This window comes from Proteus columbae (assembly GCF_009914335.1).
In the GTDB taxonomy this organism is placed as follows: Bacteria; Pseudomonadota; Gammaproteobacteria; order Enterobacterales; family Enterobacteriaceae; genus Proteus.
The window spans coordinates 611510-630065 of sequence record NZ_CP043925.1 but is presented as its reverse complement, the minus strand read 5'-3'; the positions used below and the strand labels follow the sequence as shown (position 1 = coordinate 630065).

Annotated in this window: 11 protein-coding genes; 2 read left to right on the top strand and 9 right to left on the bottom strand. The window is 34.0% G+C overall.

The window, feature by feature from the left end:
• Positions 1-51: 51 nt before the first annotated feature.
• The 5 genes from dnaJ to tal form a co-directional block, all read right to left on the bottom strand.
• Positions 52-1191, bottom strand: a complete 1140-nt coding sequence (gene dnaJ, locus F1325_RS02985) for a molecular chaperone DnaJ (RefSeq protein ID WP_109371847.1) — start codon at positions 1189-1191, stop codon at positions 52-54.
• A gap of 105 nt (positions 1192-1296) precedes the next feature.
• Positions 1297-3222, bottom strand: a complete 1926-nt coding sequence (gene dnaK / locus F1325_RS02980; protein ID WP_109371849.1) for a molecular chaperone DnaK — start codon at positions 3220-3222, stop codon at positions 1297-1299.
• 484 nt (positions 3223-3706) lie between these two features.
• On the bottom strand, positions 3707-4294 hold the full coding sequence (mog, locus tag F1325_RS02975; RefSeq protein WP_109371851.1) for a molybdopterin adenylyltransferase: 588 nt from the start codon (positions 4292-4294) through the stop codon (positions 3707-3709).
• A gap of 224 nt (positions 4295-4518) precedes the next feature.
• Positions 4519-5502: a tetratricopeptide repeat protein gene (locus F1325_RS02970; protein WP_109371853.1), complete on the bottom strand. Its 984-nt coding sequence runs from the start codon at positions 5500-5502 to the stop codon at positions 4519-4521.
• A 183-nt stretch (positions 5503-5685) separates the two neighbouring features.
• Complete coding sequence (gene tal / locus F1325_RS02965) at positions 5686-6639, bottom strand: transaldolase (RefSeq protein ID WP_109371855.1); 954 nt, start codon at positions 6637-6639, stop codon at positions 5686-5688.
• 304 nt (positions 6640-6943) lie between these two features.
• On the opposite strand from tal, the gene yaaA reads away from it, so the two are divergent.
• Entirely contained in the window at positions 6944-7726 is a 783-nt protein-coding gene (gene yaaA, locus F1325_RS02960; protein WP_109371857.1) for a peroxide stress protein YaaA, read from the top strand.
• Between the two features lie 75 nt (positions 7727-7801).
• On the opposite strand, the gene F1325_RS02955 is transcribed toward yaaA, so the two are convergent.
• Positions 7802-9364, bottom strand: a complete 1563-nt coding sequence (locus F1325_RS02955) for a calcium-binding protein (protein ID WP_160229976.1) — start codon at positions 9362-9364, stop codon at positions 7802-7804.
• 20 nt (positions 9365-9384) lie between these two features.
• Complete coding sequence (locus F1325_RS02950; RefSeq protein ID WP_160229975.1) at positions 9385-15543, bottom strand: RTX toxin; 6159 nt, start codon at positions 15541-15543, stop codon at positions 9385-9387.
• Positions 15544-15612: 69 nt separating this feature from the next.
• Between F1325_RS02950 and F1325_RS02945 the strand changes: the two genes are divergently transcribed.
• On the top strand, positions 15613-16560 hold the full coding sequence (locus F1325_RS02945; protein WP_140035165.1) for an IS30 family transposase: 948 nt from the start codon (positions 15613-15615) through the stop codon (positions 16558-16560).
• On the opposite strand, the gene F1325_RS02940 is transcribed toward F1325_RS02945, so the two are convergent.
• Complete coding sequence (locus tag F1325_RS02940) at positions 16514-17068, bottom strand: hypothetical protein (RefSeq protein WP_160229974.1); 555 nt, start codon at positions 17066-17068, stop codon at positions 16514-16516. The genes F1325_RS02945 and F1325_RS02940 overlap by 47 nt on opposite strands.
• A gap of 192 nt (positions 17069-17260) precedes the next feature.
• Complete coding sequence (thrC, locus tag F1325_RS02935) at positions 17261-18553, bottom strand: threonine synthase (protein WP_160229973.1); 1293 nt, start codon at positions 18551-18553, stop codon at positions 17261-17263.
• Positions 18554-18556: the final 3 nt, after the last annotated feature.

Sequence of the window (18556 nt, the reverse complement as noted above, 5' to 3'; positions counted from 1 at the left end):
AGCCTGATGACAGAATTTATCATCAGGCCTTTTTGAAGGTGATAAGAAAAATTATTTGGTTAAATCATCAAAGAATTTTTTCACACCATCTAAGAAGCTTTTAGAACGAGGGGTATTTTTCTCACCACTCTTGCCACCGAATGATTCACCTAGTTGTTGCATTAACTCTTTTTGTTTCTCATTCAGTTTAACGGGTGTTTCAACCACAACGCGACACATTAAGTCACCAATACTACTACTGCGTACTGATTTAACGCCCTTGCCTTTCATACGGAACATTTTTCCAGTTTGTGTTTCTGCTGGAATTTTAAGTTTCACACGGCCATCAAGTGTTGGGACTTCAATCTCGCCACCTAAAGCAGCAATGGCGAAGTTAATAGGGACTTCACAGTAAAGATTATTGCCATCACGTTCAAAAATATGATGTTGGCGAACATGAACCTGTACGTATAAATCGCCTGCTGGCGCGCCGTTTTCACCTGCTTCACCTTCACCACTTAAGCGAATACGGTCACCAGTATCAACACCGGCTGGAATTTTGACAGACAGCGTTTTAGAGCGTTCAACACGACCATCACCATGACATTTAGAGCAAGGCTCTTTGATCACTTTACCGCGACCATGACAAGTTGGACATGCTTGCTGTACAGTGAAGAAACCTTGACGTAAATGAACCTGACCAGCGCCATGACAAGTAGAACAGGTTTCTGCTGATGTGCCTTCTTTAGCACCGCTACCATGGCATTTGTCACATGTTTCCAGTGTTGGTATACGAATTTCTTTAGTGACGCCACGAACCGCTTCTTCAAGCGTTAGATCCATGTTGTATTGTAAATCAGAACCACGCGCTGCACGTTGTTGACGACGACCACCGCCAAAAATATCGCCAAATACATCACCAAAGATATCACCAAAGTCAGCACCACCGCCGAAGCCGCCGCCACCTTGACCACCAAATCCACCCTGTTCAAACGCAGCATGACCATATTGATCATAAGCAGCACGTTTTTGAGCATCACTTAAGATCTCATAGGCTTCTTTGATTTCTTTGAATTTTGTTTCTGATTCTTTATCACCTTGATTACGGTCTGGGTGATATTTCATTGCTAAACGCTTATATGCGCGTTTAATTTCTTTTTCGTCGGCAGTTTTACTTAAACCGAGTACTTCGTAAAAATCTCTTTTCGCCATTCTAGATTACCCTTGACATAAACACACGGGCGTTGAGTTTCCTCGACGCCCGTGTTCGGTATCAGTAACTATTCACAGGTGAGTTACCGCGGCCCGTTAAGGGCATTATTTCTTGTCTTTGCCGTCAACTTCTTCAAATTCTGCATCGACAACATCGTCATCTTTCTTCGCACTTGCATCAGCACCCGCGGCATTACCTGCTGCACCTGCTTGAGCTTGTTGTTGTGCGATTTCTAGTAATTTTTCAGAAGCTTCAACTAATGCTTTAATTTTTGCTTCAATAGTGTCTTTATCTTCGCCTTTAGAAGCAATTTCTAACTCGCTTACCGCTTTTTCGATAGCTTCTTTATCGTTCGCTGGTAATTTATCACCCGCTTCTTCAATTTGTTTACGTGTACCGTGAACTAATTGGTCAGCTTGGTTACGAGTTTGTACTAATTCTTCAAACTTACGGTCAGCTTCTGCATTTGCTTCTGCATCACGAACCATTTTTTGGATTTCATCTTCATTTAAACCTGAAGAAGCTTTGATTGTGATGTTTTGCTCACGACCACTGTTTTTATCTTTCGCTGATACATGCAAGATACCATCAGCATCGATGTCAAAAGTAACTTCGATTTGTGGCATACCGCGTGGTGCCGCTTGGATACCATCTAAGTTAAACTGACCCAGTGATTTGTTATCACTTGCACGTTTACGTTCACCTTGTAATACGTGAATAGTTACAGCAGATTGGTTATCTTCTGCGGTAGAGAACACTTGGCTATGTTTAGTTGGAATTGTGGTATTTTTCGCAATCAGGGAAGTCATTACACCACCCATTGTTTCGATACCTAAAGACAGTGGTGTTACGTCAAGTAACAAAACGTCTTTAACATCACCCGCTAACACACCACCTTGAACAGCCGCACCCATTGCAACAGCTTCATCTGGGTTAACGTCTTTACGTGGCTCTTTACCGAAGAAATCTGCAACGGTTTTTTGAACCATTGGCATACGAGTTTGACCACCAACCAGAATAACGTCGTTAACTTCGCTAACTTTCAGGCCTGCATCTTCTAATGCAACACGTACTGGTTCCATTGAACGTTTAACTAAATCTTCAACTAAAGATTCCAGTTTTGCACGAGTGACTTTGATATTTAAGTGTTTAGGGCCAGTCGCATCTGCTGTAACGTATGGCAAGTTAACATCTGTTTGTTGTGCAGAAGATAATTCGATTTTCGCTTTTTCTGCTGCTTCTTTCAGACGTTGCATTGCTAATGGATCGTTACGTAGATCAATGCCTTGTTCTTTCTTAAATTCATCAACTAAATAGTTAATTAAACGGCTATCGAAGTCTTCACCACCTAAGTGAGTATCACCATTGGTTGACAGAACTTCATAGGTTTTTTCGCCATCAACTTCATCGATTTCGATGATAGAGATATCAAATGTACCACCACCTAAGTCGTAAACTGCGATAGTACGGTTACCCACTTCACGATCTAAGCCGTAAGCCAGAGCAGCCGCTGTTGGTTCGTTAATAATACGTTTAACTTCAAGACCTGCGATACGACCCGCATCTTTAGTTGCTTGACGTTGAGCATCGTTAAAGTAAGCAGGAACAGTAATAACAGCTTCGGTAACTGCTTCACCTAAATAGTCTTCTGCTGTTTTCTTCATTTTTTTCAGGACTTCAGCAGAAACTTGTGGTGGAGCCATTTTTTCGTTACGAGCTTCAATCCAAGCATCACCGTTATCAGCTTTTACAATTTTGTAAGGCATGATAGCAACGTCACGCTGAACTTCGGCATCCTCAAAACGACGACCAATTAAACGTTTGATGGCAAATAAAGTATTTTGTGGGTTAGTCACAGCCTGACGTTTTGCAGGTTGACCAACTAAGATTTCACCATCTTGTGCATAAGCAACGATTGAAGGAGTAGTACGATCACCTTCTGCGTTTTCAATAACCCGGGCAGTTTTGCCATCCATTACAGCAACACAAGAGTTAGTTGTACCCAGGTCAATACCAATAATTTTACCCATTTAAACGCCTCCAAAGAGAATTCTTTATCAATTTGATTACCAATCTATATGAGGATGAATATTCATTTTTCAAGTCACAAATTAATAGACTAAACAACATCATCTCCAAGCGGATACAAAATCAACGCAACTCAATAGTGGTAATTGCAGTTGAAAAAGAAGATGGGGTCATAAATACATTCATCAAGGGGAATAATGAAAAAAAATGCAAAAAATGCGAAAATTTTGTGTTTGAGAACAAAATAATAATTAAAATTTGTTATTTTTCATAATGTTACGTCAACCACAAATAACATCATGAATTATCTGAAATGTACTTTTAAGACCATACTTAGAATAAGAGTATAACTATTTGAAAAATAATATTTTTTAAATTTTATAATAAAAATATCAAATAAATATCGGGTTACTTTTGCGTTATCCAAACTTAGTCAAAACTTTTCCTAGCCAGAAGTTTGGTGACAAAAATAACCTCTTACATTATTTATGCTGAAGTGGAACGGCGGGCTGATTTAGGTCTAAAAGCAGCAACAATAGCTTCATTAGTTTCGACATAAGGACCATCAAGCAGTTGAATGCAGTACGGTACACTAGCGAAAATACCGCTAACAATCACATTACCATCGTTATCTTTTAATCCTTCTAATGTTTCTGCAATAGCCTTAGGTTGCCCTGGTAAATTTAGAATTAACGCTTGGTTACGAATAACACCAACTTGGCGAGATAAAATAGCTGTGGGTACAAACTTCAGACTAATTTGGCGCATCTGCTCGCCAAAACCCGGCATTTCTCTGTCTGCGATAGCCAACGTAGCATCAGGAGTAACGTCACGACGAGCGGGGCCAGTTCCCCCTGTTGTTAACACTAAATGACAGCCGACTTCATCAACTAGCTCACACAGTGTTTGCTCAATCATGAGTTGTTCGTCAGGAATTAAACGTGATTCGATATGAAAAGGCGTTGTTAATGCAGCCTTTAGCCAAGCTTCTAAAGCGGGTAAGCCTTTATCTTCATAAATCCCACTTGATGCGCGATCAGAAACAGAAACTAACCCTATGCGTAATTCGTTCATATCAAACCTCTATTAATCAATCACCGTCTAACTTGCGCGCAGATATTACCATGAGAACACAAGAGAATTAAAAAGAATCTCAATATATTATTGATATTTAAAATTTGATTATTGAGAATGGATAATAAAGAAATGATAATAATCTATTTTTATTTGGCTTTAGCTAAAAATAAAAAAGGGAGCATAAGCTCCCCCTCTTTAATCTTGAATAATATTAATTAATATTACTCATCAATATATTTAGTAATATAAGACGCTGCTAATTTTTTCGCTTCGGCTAATTGTGCTGCATTTAATGCGCGGGCAGTACGTTTTAGCATAGCTTCATCACCATCACCATTTTCAACAGCAACAGAGAACCATGCATAAGCTTCTTTCAGATCGCGTTTAACGCCTTTACCGTAATAATAGTTTAAAGCTAAGTTATTTTGTGCCAAACCATTACCTTGTATAGCTGATTTTCTATACCATTCAACGGCTTTACGTGCATCTTTAGCGACACCGTCGCCTTCATCGTACATTACACCTAAGTTATTTTGCGCATCACGATTACCTTGGTTTGCTGCTTTGGTATACCAGAAAACCGCTTTAGTGCCGTTACGTTCTACACCTTCACCATCATCATAAGAGACAGCAAGGTTATATTGTGCGTCTGCATGACCTTGCTCTGCTGCTTTTGTATACCAAACAACCGCTGCTTCATGGTCTTGCGCTACACCGATACCTTCATCATAAGAGATCCCAAGGTTGTATTGAGCATCACTATCACCTTGCTCACCAGCTTTAGTATACCAATACACTGCTTTCTCATGATCTTGCGCTACGCCATCACCATCATCATAAGAAACAGCAAGATTGTATTGGGCTAAGGAGACACCTTGAACAGCCGCTTTGTTATACCAATAAACCGCTTTTTCTGCATCACGGTCAATATCATCACTCATGTCATACATAAGTGCTAAATTTAACTGTGCTTCAGCATGGCCTTGTTCTGCCGCTTTGGTATACCACTCCAGTGCTTTTTGTGAGTCTTGCTCAACACCTTCACCATTCTCATATTTCACACCCAATTGATATTGAGATGCTGCATTTCCACTTTCAGCACTTTTTTCAATTGCAGGTAAAGAGAAAGCTGTTTTACTTTCTGCCATTGCAGCGCCACTAAAAAATAACGATGCAAGTACCGTTGCCAAGACAATCTTTTTCATAATTCACCAATAATAAATAGAGTATTTTAATAATATATTTTTATAATTATTACTGGATAAATAATATATTCCAATCAATTTAATCTTAAAATTTACTTAAATGTTATTTTGAGAAGCAAAAAATGAAAATACCCACCTGTATAAGATGGGTATTTAAGATTTTTATAAGAATTTAACGACGAATTATAATAAATCCGCAATCATTTTCTCTAATTTTTCCTGATCGACAGCAAATTTGCGAATACCGTCAGATAATTTATCTACTGCCATTGGGTCAGCGTTGTGCTCCCAATAGAATTGAGCTTCAGTGATAGCTTCTGGACGCGCTTTCACTTCCCCTTTGTAGGATAATTTATGTTCAACTTCACCTTCAGCTTCTGATAATTCTTTTAACAGTGCTGGTGCAATAGTTAAACGGTCACAACCTGCTAATTCTAAAATCTCACCCATATTACGGAAGCTTGCGCCCATAACAACAGTGTTATAACCGTGTTGTTTGTAATAGTTATAGATTTCAGTAACAGAAATCACACCTGGATCTTCAGCTGGAGCAAATTCTTTTTTATCTGTATTGGCTTTATACCAATCCATGATACGACCAACAAATGGAGAAATCAGGTAAACACCTGCTTCAGCACATGCACGCGCTTGAGCGAAAGAGAACAGTAAAGTCAGGTTACAGTTGATACCTTCTTTTTCTAATTGCTCTGCGGCACGGATACCCTGCCAAGTAGATGCTAATTTGATAAGAATACGGTCGTTACTGATACCTGCATCATTATAAAGTTTCATTAAATGACGTGCTTTTTCGATACATGCTTGTGTGTCGTAAGAAAGACGTGCATCAACTTCTGTTGAAATACGACCTGGGATCAGTTTTAAAATTTCTAAACCGATATTCACTGCCAGTTTGTCGCAAGCATCAACGATTTGTTGTTCACGAGAATCGCTTTGTGAACGAGCCCATTCAATCGCTTCATCAATTAATTTACGATATTCAGGAATTTGAGCTGCATTTAAAATTAAAGATGGGTTGGTAGTTGCATCTTGTGGCTGATACAGTTTCATTGCTGCGATGTCACCAGTGTCAGCAACAACAGTTGTCAGCTTACGCAAAGAAGTCAATTTGTTGGTCATTTTGTTTATCTCATCTACTAGGTAAATCTGTTTGCAGTCACCTGCGGATATCTATTGATAATAACATGGACTGCTCACACTACAAGACGCTTAGATTCATACAAAGCAATTATTTGAATGCCAAACGTTTTCGCAAAACAAAAGCGGAAAAAAACAGAAGAAAATCACAGGCTGAATCGTTTAAATTGTCGAATTTTACGACAAATAAGAGAAACCATTGTTTTTTCCTATTACTATAATTTAGTCTTTAATTGAAAGAATTTGCTATATTTGGTCAACATTAAAATAACGTATCGAGGGAATTATGCTAATCACCATTTCACCAGCTAAAACACTGGATTTCGAATCGCCTTTAGCAACAACGCACTTCACCCAACCTGAATTGCTAAAATATTCCCAACAACTTATCGAAGAATGTCGAAAATTGTCATCGAGCGATATCGCAAGCTTAATGAAAATAAGTGATAAACTCGCAGGATTAAATGCCGCTCGTTTTGGTGAATGGCAACCTAATTTCACACCAGAAAATGCACGCCAAGCTATTTTGGCATTTAAAGGTGATGTTTATACCGGAATGCAAGCAGAGCTTTTTTCTGAAGATGATTTTCAGTTTGCACAACAACATTTACGTATGCTTTCTGGCTTATATGGCGTACTGCGCCCTCTTGATTTAATGCAACCTTATCGTCTTGAAATGGGAATAAAGCTAAAAAATAAAAAAGGAAGTGATTTATACCAATTTTGGGGAAATACCATTACAGAAGCACTAAACAAAGCACTTGAAGAACAAGGTGATAATGTTTTAATCAATTTAGCATCTGATGAATATTTTAAATCAGTCAACCCGAAAAAACTCAATGCTGATATTATTAAACCTGTTTTCCTTGATGAAAAAAATGGCAAATATAAAGTTATCAGCTTCTATGCTAAAAAAGCCCGTGGATTAATGAGTCGCTTTATTATTCAAGAAAAACTGACTAATAAAGCACAACTGAAAGAGTTTGATCTTGAAGGTTATCAATTTAACTCAGCAGAATCAGAGGGTAACACTCTCGTATTTAAACGTGCAGAATCACTGGCGAAATAAAAATATTAGCTATTAACTATTAGCTATCAATAAAAAAACAGCACTAAAATCAGTGCTGTTTTTTTATATTGAGGCTCACAAATGTTTTGTCACTAATGGTAGAGGTGACCATGTTAGAGATGGAATAAATTCACTACCTTGCATTGTTGTCAATTGTTGCTCATTGAATTGCGCCATTTCTTGAATAATAGAAGCGAGGGATTGCATTGAAAGTGTGTTTTCTGTTTTGATAATTGTAACCGAGCTATTCGTCTGATTTTCTTTTGTTTTTAGAGTTAAAATAAATTGGCCATCTTCTGTCCTATACTGCCAATCGTCACCCACTTGAGAAGAAATGAGTTCATCTTGTTCAGATAATCCTGAAATAAAAAGTTGGCTATTTTCGCCTTCATCATAGACAGTGACTTCACCATAACGCTTGTTCACAATATAAATATTACTACCACTCCCACCACTTAAATAATCAAGACCTGATTCAGAGATCAAAAGATCATTTCCACCTCCTGCACTGAGATTATCGTTCCCCTCTCCCGCAATTAAAATATGATGTCCGTGATTAACCACAATATGATCATCTCCCTCTCCGCCATCAATCACCGAGCTACATTTATTATGATTAACGACGATATCATCACCTGCCATTAATTCGAGAATAGGCAAGTGTTCAATTGATTGATTGTGTGGTTTCTGTTGAGTCATTAAAATAGATCTTAACAAAGAGTAAGGTGAATCAAGTGAATAAGTCGATAATGCCTCTTTATTTAAGGTCAGTGATTCAGGGATCATAAGCACATCATTTCCTGCACTAATAGTAAAATTTAGATCCGTCATTGGTGTTAATAAATGTTGTTGGCTCTCTTTTGTAGGAAGTGTAAAAACAACATTATCTTTATCTATTAATCGAATAGTCACGTTTGTATCGACAATTTTATTTAATAGCGTTGGATCGAAAAATAGCGTTAAATAATCATCTGGAAGATAGCGATGAGATAAAAGACCATTTTTAAATGTCAAATCAAAACCACTTATATCTGTTAAAAAGAAATGGCTCACATTATCATCAGTTAGTTTATCGATATAGTCAGACAGTGAAATATTCACTCTTTCATTCTTATTTTTTGTTAAAAATGTTTTTATTTGATAGCTGTCATTACCCTGACTCAATTTAATGTATGAGTTAGAATCAATACCAAAATAATTATTATTTTGGTTATTCCCATGAATACCAAGTCGTAAATTTGTTCCAGATAAGAAACCACTGTATTCAAATTCAGGCAATAGTTTTATATTTCTACTCTGACTGTTAAAAGCCGTAACAATTAAATTTTCGATCTCATTAATATAAAAATCTTTAATAATTAATTTTGATTTATTATATTTTTCTAAATAACTAAATTTGTATAATATTTTATCTTTAGTATTTTCATCCAAAGTGAGTAAAAATCCATCTTGAGTTATTAACGTATAACAATGTGAAAGTGTATTATTTACAGAATCATCATAAACATTTTTTAATTTTATAGAGTGATAAATCAATTCATTATTTTCATTTCCATCATTTACTTTCATATCAAAAATAATATCTTTTCCTTGACGAGAAATAGCAGCGATTTCATCAAAATGATAGTTTAATTGCACAATACTAGACTCGATATGACTCACTTCATTAATAATTTTTTGAAATTGAATATTATAATTTTTTCCAAAGAAGATCTTAATATAACATAGCTATCATTTCCCTCCCCCCCTTCAGCATAACCTTCTCGTAAAACTAGTGTGTCATTTCCCCCTAATCCATATAATAAATCGGCACCGCCAGCACCATCTAGATAATTATTCTCTTGGTTACCATAAATAATATCATCACCGGCCTCGCTACCAATTACGTTCTCAATACTGTCTAAATAGGCAATCACATTTTGATCTTGTAAGACAATATTAGGCATGGAATCAACTAATTGCTTTGAATACAAACGCCCATTCTCTTGATAAAGAAATAGCTTTGAATGAAAATTTTGACTGTTTGTTTGTTCTTCTGATTGTCTGAATTTAACATAGTTATTAGATAAACTAACCTCATATCCCGTATATTTGTTTGTTGTTTTTATAATACGAAGTGTGTCATTTCCCTCTCTGCCATAAAAACGACTCGCATAAAGTGGCGATTCAGAGGAAAATAAATTGAACATATCATTTCTTTCGCCTCCACTTAATCGTTTAGTACCATTATAAATATCAAAGGTATTTTGAGTAATTAAAGGTGCTGCAATAACATCATTACCATGATAGGTATTAAAATAGAATTTTTCATTCTCATTCCAATCTGAGACATAATATTTTTTATACTGATTCGCTTTTATTAAACTTTCCGATAAATTTTCCACACCTAAAAGATTAATTATATTTTCTCTATTTGTTCTTATATTTTTTAAAAAATCACTATCGACCATATTATCAAAAATGGGAGAATCATCATCGGAAATAATATCCATTGTATAGCGATTCAATTCATTAACATAAAAATCGACATCAAAAATTAGTGTCTCATGGGTTGCTATTGCTTCTTTAGGAAGATAATACTTATATTCTGTTTTTTCTGAGCGAAGATGATAAGAAAGTGCAGCTATTTTTTCAGCCATTTCTTGACTGATATTTTGAGATATCCGTTGAGCAACATATTCTCCTAAAGGATTTAAAATTGAATCTAATGTTTTTCCCATTAAGTTTGGTATGACTTTATAATAATAATATTCTTGGTAAACCTGTTTTTCATTTGTATAAAAATAACGGCTCTGATGATTTTGTTTTTTTATCTCATCAAGATAATTGACTGCATTTTTGTCAATCATCTCTTCTAATTGTGTTTCTGTTTCTAAATAGATGATTTCATTCTTTTTATTTGGTAGTAAATCTCCCATTAAAAAGGCATAAAAACCATTATTAAGTTCTTCTAATGGCGTAAAATTTACCTTTATCTTTGCTTCTTCAATAAGCCTTGCTGCATTATAAATCGATGTTGCAAGTGCAATAACTGCACCCGCCACAATACCAATAGGGCCTGCAATCGTTGAACCTGCAAGCATTGCAATAGAAACCCCTAGCGTAACCAACCCAGATACAACAGCAAAGGAACCATTAACAATATAATCAATTTTCCTTTTTTCATTATTTTCACCAGAAATTCGGCTAAAATTATCATAGGCATTATAAATATCAAATCCGATAGAAAGAACATTAAGTCCAATTCCTACTTTTGTACTTATCTTACTTACATATTCAAGTGGATTATGACGATATTTTAACAATCCTTTAGCTAATGCAATTTCAATCAATTCAGAAAGACCATTATAAGCCATCTCAGACCACATAATAGCTAAGTTATTAATGATCTCTTTTCGTTCTTTAGGCGATAACAATGGGTTATTTAGTTGTTCAGCAAGCATAAACGTGGAATTAATTGACTGCCACATACCATAAGTAATATTAGCGTAACCAATTTTACTAATTATTTTCATATGTCGAGGAAGTGTTAATGATGCATTTCTTAATAAATTCCAATCTTTATCACTGTAGCCTTTATTTCCTAGCTTAATCATTTTAGTTAATCGTTCAGATGCAGCAAGATAGTCGATTCTATTTACATCATTAGAAAGGAGATATTTAACTTTCTCTTCTTTATTATTTAGCAAATAACGAAACAAAGAGATGACTTTTTTATCCTTTTCACTACCCGATATTGATAGAAAATAATCATTAAGATGATGAGGATCAAATGTTAATTTTAAGTCCCATTTTTCTATATTACTGAGATCAATGTCATCGATATTTTTTCCACTTATCTTAGCACCTAAACTGACTAATAAACTTTTATCAAAAGAGACATCATTTATTTTCACTATCTCTTTATTTTTATTATCAAAGATCTTATTTTTCACATCTAAAATATCTAACGAATTTAAATCACTTACTTTCCTTAATGCTATTTCTGGTGATAATGATTCAAGTATCATTTTATTGCTAGTCATAAAAATGATATTTTTAAGTTTGTTTATTGTTTTTTTATAGTTTTCAAATGTTGATACAGTGTCTAGCAACATTCGATATAAAATACCTTTTTTGTTTTTATCAAAAAATGTAGCCAGTAGATTTTTTGAAAGTAAACTTAATTTCTTAATTAATGTTGGATTGTCATAAATTGCATGAATAATTTCTATTGCTTGATTTGTTTTTTCTGTTAATGTCAATTTTTCTTCTGATAATGAGTCCGATGATAGCCATTTTTTATATGTCATTTCGCCCATCAAATATCGATTGAATTTTTTATTAACTAATGGATCAAGTATTACTTGTGTTAATTTTTTTTCTATATTATTTTCATCTGAAATTTTAAAAAAAGAAGATAGCTCATATAGATATTTTCTGCATGCAGTACTTATTGAAATATCATTACTGATAATTTTGTCACTAAGTTCTTTTAATATTTCCCTATGCTGCTCAACATTAAGGTGATCAACTTTATTAATAATAGAGCCAATTTGATAGATATTAAGATCATAGCGATTTGATTTAATATAATCTAAAATATCAGATAATATGATTTCATTTGAATAATCTACAATCACTTTTTTTATATTTTTATCATATCCCAATTTAAACTCTTCACGTTCTCGATAATTAGGATACCAAGAAGAAATGATTTGATAGATTTCTTTTGTAATTTGATTGTTTTCTACAGTTATTTTTTCTTTATTTGAAAAAGCTAAAACATCATCATAATCTGCTTCAGTAGTAATTATATTAGATACCCTTGAGCTCCCAAGTAGTGGTTTATCGATATACTGCCTCTCAATAATCGGCTTAACAATAATGTTGTCTATTAAAAGAGAAACCTTATTATCAATAATCTGGTAGATCGGCATATTTAATCGTTGAGCAATACCCTCAATAAAAAAATCACCCGATTGATAACTCAACAACTTTTCTTTTTTGGCAAAAATAATCGTTTTTTCATTAAAAAATTGATTTTCTAAAATAATATTGTGCAATGTTTCAACATCATTTTTTTGTTTAATAAAATCTTGTTTAAAAAAACTATCTTCTTCATTCCCAGTTGCAATTACTCTTATTCTATTCTTTAAGCAATAATCAAGAAAATAGCTTATTTCTGGTTTATCATTTAAGTAAGCATTTAAACTCTCATTTTTAATACCATTATAAAAATAAATTATTATATCATCTTGATAGAATGAATCGATGCTATCTATAATAATGTTATCAATGTTTCCTCCATTAAATAGTTTCTTATCATCAAACAAAAAATTAAAGTTATTTTTATTATCGTCAAATAATAAATAACTACAATCTATTTTATTTCTATTTTGATTTAATGATTTATCAAAAAGAATATGAATATTTTCTTCATTAATATAAAAATTGTTCGGATGATAAGCATAATTCCTCTCACGATAATTGTTATTAAAATAAGTTTCTAACTGATTTATTTCATGAACGATCATTCTATTTGAAAATTGATTATTTCTAAAGTAATCAAAGTATAAGTCACTATAAGAGCTTAAATTATTACCTTTTTTAACATCTATTTCAATTTCAATTAAATCAAGTAGTTTATTTATATCTTCATTATCTCTATATTTTGATAGTTTTTGATAGTTTTCTTTTAAATGTAGTTTATTATTATCCTCTATCAGAAATGTGTTTTTTAATTCAGGGATATCAATTTGTTCAATTATCTCAATTAAATATTGGTAGTTATTTTTAAATTCAATAGTGTAATCGTACCCCTCAATGCCAGCATTTCTATTTTTATCCCATAATAAATATGGACTATCTATAATTTGATTATAAATAAAATTACTAACACCATGAGAACCATCGTTAATTTCATTCACCATTAATTGATAAAGCTTTGAAGCCACTAAACTGTTTTTTTCAGCAAGTGAAATTAAATTCTTTTTTCCATAAATCAATCTATCGTAAAACAATTTATCTTCTAACTTATTTTTAACCTTATTTAAAATTCCATTAAGTGATATGTTTTTATCATCGTTAAATAAATTTATTTTATTAATGAGAGAAAAACTAGCCGTTAACTTATCAAAATAGATATTTCCATTTAATATATCTATTAAAAAAACAATTTCTTTTAACTCTTTTGATTTATTTCCTTTAACTAAATAACTATTTATTTCAATTAAATTTCTGTAATAAATATCATTAAATTCAACATATCCATTTCTTTTTTTGACCTCTTGGAAATTATTGAATTCGACTACTTCAATATCAATACTATTATCATCATTCTTATTCAAAATAATCTTACTTGCCTGATTATTTTCAAGAATATCATCAATATAATGTTTAACTAAGTAAATACCCTCATCAACATATGAATTTTTTACAACAACTTCTATTAAAACATTCTCTTTTCTAAGCTCGAGAATAAGATCTCTCTGTTCACTATAATAAATAATACGTCCCGTAACACCCTCGCTAAAAGGTAATGAAAAGCCTATTTTCTTTATACTTTCAGCAATACCTTTATTGGTATCAACATCATCATTATTCCACACACTTCTATAATTTAATGAATCTGTTTTTTTATACTCATCAAAAGTAATATATTTTTTACCTTCTATTTCATGAGCTCCATAGAAATCCATTTTGCTTGCCAATACTTCTTTTATAGATAAAGGATCAGAAAACTCAAGTAACTCACTATTTGAATCAAACAATGTAAATTTATAATTATTTTCAGAATATTTTTTATATGCAATGGCTATAGCATGATCTTTGAATGCAATAATGGCATAATAATCATTATATCCCTGCATAATGTGATCTATATGATGACTAACTTCTTCTTGACTAAAACCAAGATGATGAATATTTGATTTTCCCAACCCTTTCTTATTTAAGATTTCTTCATATTTAGCCGACTTTAATGAATCAAAAACAAAATATTGAACTTTATTACATAACCTCTCCATTTGAAAATGTTGAGAAAAAATAATATTTTTTACTTCTTTCATTAAATTTAATACTTCATACTCTTGTATATTATTAAATAAAATAGAGTCTAATTCATTTAGTATAATTTCCTTTTCATTTTGATAAGAAGAAATATTTTCTTTTAGCCAAAATAAATATTTATGCCCCCCTTCTAATCCACTATTTCTAATCTCTAATAAATAATTCAAACTCAAACCATAGCATAATCCAGCAAGTGATTGGAAATGACTAAAATCATAATTAGTTTCTGTTGAAGCAATAAGATTAACTCGGCTCATTATTTTCTCAAGCGGCTTAAGTAGATCTTCATATTGTGAAAATCGCTTTTCTATATTATTTTTTATCTTAGTCGTAAACAAGCCAGTACCCACTTTATAAATTAGATGTTCTCCATTTTCAGGTATCTGGCTATATTTAGATTTCGCAATCGTAAATGCCTCTTCTATATCATCAATATAGATATGTAATACTTTCTCGGTTTCTTCTATCTTATCCCGTATAATAAAAATATTTTTATAGGAGTAGCTTTCATTAAGCTCAATTGAAAAACGTGAGTTAATATCTATCTGTTTTTTTATTTTTATATCACTAATAATTTTATTTATTATATCATGATTACTTAAATTCCAATCTTCATTTAAATTAAAATAATTTGAATACTCTTTTTTATTATAATTACGATAATATAAAAAATCGTCATTGTTGTTTTCTTTAATTTTATTGCCTATACTATTAATCAAATCACCTTTACTACGCGAATTCAGATAATAAGTGCAACGCTCGGTCATGTTAGATGGAAGGACGGTTAGCTACTGATAAGCTATCCTGCTCTTCCGACCAAAGATGAGCGAGTAAGTATGAAGTATCAGCAACTAACCGAAGGACAACGATACCAGATATCGATACTGCGTGAGGATAATTTATCCTGCCATGAGATAGGTATCCGTATCGGTGTAAGCAAGTCCACGGTCTCCCGTGAACTGAGGCGTAACACTTCAGATACTGGTTATAACCCGCAACAGGCACACCAGAAGTGCTGTGATAGGCGGCTGTCATCTGCCAAAAGGACAATTCCTCAGCAGACCATAGATTTCGTGATATTTGCTCTGGAGTGGAAGTGGAGTCCTGAGCAAATAAGTGCAATTGGCAGCATTATTGGTCTTAGCGTCAGCCATGAATGGATTTACCAGTATATCTATGCGGATAAGCGTAGCGGTGGCGAGTTGTACAGGCATCTTAGGCAGGGCAAACGGCGATATCGTAAGGGCTACGGGCAGAAACGAGGGCGCATCCCTGATGCGGTATCCATTGAGCTACGGCCGTCAGTCGTCGATGACCGTAGCCGTCTGGGGGACTGGGAGGCCGATTTGGTGCAGGGTAAACAGGGCACTGGTGCTATCGTGACACTGGCAGAACGCAAAAGCCGTATTTACCTGACAAAAAAGGTGTTTTCAAAGGATGCGGTGGAAGTCAGTAAGGCCATTATCTCACTGCTGAGTGAGTATCAGGATGTATGTCACACAATAACGTTCGATAACGGTCTAGAGTTTAGTGAGCACAAGGCGATAGCAGAAGCACTGAACGCAGATACGTACTTTGCCCATCCGTATGCCTCGCATGAGCGTGGGCTGAACGAGAATACGAATGGGTTGTTAAGACAGTTTATCCCGAAAGGAACAGACCTGCGGACAGTGACAGAAGAAGACTTACAACGCTATCAGGGAGCGTTGAACAGCAGGCCACGCAAGTGTCTGGGGTTCAGACAACCTTCGGTGGTGTTTGCGGAGCTAAGAAAGGCGGCTTAGCGTTGCACTTCGGACTTGAATCCGCCCTATAAAAAAAATCGGATTCACCTTCAAAATCAATTATTTTAAATATATCATTTTCATTATCTATTTCTAAAATAAGGCTTTTTTTCTCCAACTCCACATAATAAGTTCCCGAAAAATGCTGAAAAAGGAGAGTGTTCATACGTTCTTTTTTTATTTTAATCGACTCTCTAGCTGTTAATTTAGCACTATTTAAAAATAGATTTTCTATACTTAAATTGATTTTTACTCTGAAAAAATCAATACTTTTAGTAAATTCATTCTTATTATAGAGTGAAAAATTATTTTCTATTCTTCTAAGAAATTCATTTGCTTCATATTCATTTTTAGAAATAAGGATCGAGGTGTAATTTTCAGTTAATACCCTTTTTACTGATTCAAATTTACAGAATAATTCTGCGCTATGCTCTTTTATATGATTTTCTATTATTAATGCAATTCTATTTATATCATCTTTAAAAATTAACTTTCTGAATCCATTCATATTTCATTCCTTTTTGTTGAATAGATATATCCTTCTAAAAAGAAAATATATAATTCAAATCCACTTTTTTAAATCCTTATTTTCCTATTTTTAAAATTTAGCTCATAAAAAAAGCCCAACATTATGTTGAGCTTTTTTCAGGATAAATAATTAATTAAATTAGAAATTAATTATTTCAAAAACTACTAATTATTATTTAGGCGCACGTTCTAATAAAAACTCACGTAGCTGTGCAAAATCAGCAGGTAAGAAATGCGAAAGCAATTCTTTATCTGCACGCTCGGCTAGCTCTTTAGGTAATGGCAACTCACCCCCTAAAATACGCTCTACACTCTCTTTAAATTTCGCGGGATGGGCTGTCCCCAGGAACAGACCATATTCGCCCTCTTTCAACTCATCACGCAGTAAGCGGTAAGCAACCGCGGCATGAGGCTCTGAAATATAGCCTTTCTTCGCGAGTTCACGCACCGTTTCTTCTGTTGTTTCGTCACTCACTGAACCATGAGCAAGATCAGAAAGATCCCAACCTTTACGACGATACAATTCTTCAATACGTGGCCAGTTATTAGGTTGACTAACATCCATCGCATTAGAAAGCGTTGCCACAGTGCGATGTGGTTCCCATTTACCATTATCTAAATAGCGAGGAACGGTGTCATTTACGTTTGTCGCCGCAATAAAGCGTTTTACAGGTAATCCCAGAGATTTAGCGAGTAAACCCGCCGTGAGATCACCAAAGTTACCACTTGGTACTGAAATCATTAGCTGCTCATGTTTTTCCGCAGGGATTTGTGCAACGGCCTCAAAATAATAACAAATTTGAGCAAGCAAACGGCTGATATTGATGGAGTTCGCTGAGTTCAAATACATTGTTTTCTTTAAGAACTCATCATCAAAAGCCTGTTTCACTAATGACTGGCAAGCATCAAAATCACCTTTGATTGCAACAGTGTGAATGTTTTCACCTAATGTACAGAACAGTTTTTCCTGTAACGGGCTAATTTTGCCTTCAGGATAAAGAATAACAACTTGTACATTTTCTAATTTGTAGAAAGCATGAGCAACAGCAGCGCCAGTATCACCTGATGTTGCTGTTAAAATTGTAACAGGTTGGTTGCCAGCAACTTCTGACAACATTTGCGCCATAAAACGACCACCAAAGTCTTTAAATGCCAGCGTCGGGCCGTGGAAAAGCTCTAAACAACTTACATCATCTTCAACTTGGGTTACTGGTGCAGGAAATGCAAATGCGGTGCTAATACGTTTTTCTAATACATCAGCAGGAATTTCATCACCAATAAAGGCTGTTAAAATACGGCTACTACGTGTTGCAAAATCAAGTGCTAATAATTCATCAATTTCAGCTTTAGAAAACGAAGGTAAGTCTTGTGGAAAAAAGAGCCCTTGTTGTTTACCCAAACCTTGTTTTACTGCTTGAGCAAAACTGACTTGCTCTTGATTATCTTTCAAATTATATAATTTCATGAC

What these genes read in the sequence shown, in the direction of transcription:
- dnaJ (WP_109371847.1), bottom strand. Translation starts at nt 1,191, where the DNA reads ATGGCGAAAAGAGATTTTTACGAAGTACTCGGTTTAAGTAAAACTGCC.
- dnaK (WP_109371849.1), bottom strand. Translation starts at nt 3,222, where the DNA reads ATGGGTAAAATTATTGGTATTGACCTGGGTACAACTAACTCTTGTGTT.
- mog (WP_109371851.1), bottom strand. Translation starts at nt 4,294, where the DNA reads ATGAACGAATTACGCATAGGGTTAGTTTCTGTTTCTGATCGCGCATCA.
- F1325_RS02970 (WP_109371853.1), bottom strand. Translation starts at nt 5,502, where the DNA reads ATGAAAAAGATTGTCTTGGCAACGGTACTTGCATCGTTATTTTTTAGT.
- tal (WP_109371855.1), bottom strand. Translation starts at nt 6,639, where the DNA reads ATGACCAACAAATTGACTTCTTTGCGTAAGCTGACAACTGTTGTTGCT.
- yaaA (WP_109371857.1), top strand. Translation starts at nt 6,944, where the DNA reads ATGCTAATCACCATTTCACCAGCTAAAACACTGGATTTCGAATCGCCT.
- F1325_RS02950 (WP_160229975.1), bottom strand. Translation starts at nt 15,543, where the DNA reads ATGACCGAGCGTTGCACTTATTATCTGAATTCGCGTAGTAAAGGTGAT.
- F1325_RS02945 (WP_140035165.1), top strand. Translation starts at nt 15,613, where the DNA reads ATGAAGTATCAGCAACTAACCGAAGGACAACGATACCAGATATCGATA.
- F1325_RS02940 (WP_160229974.1), bottom strand. Translation starts at nt 17,068, where the DNA reads ATGAATGGATTCAGAAAGTTAATTTTTAAAGATGATATAAATAGAATT.
- thrC (WP_160229973.1), bottom strand. Translation starts at nt 18,553, where the DNA reads ATGAAATTATATAATTTGAAAGATAATCAAGAGCAAGTCAGTTTTGCT.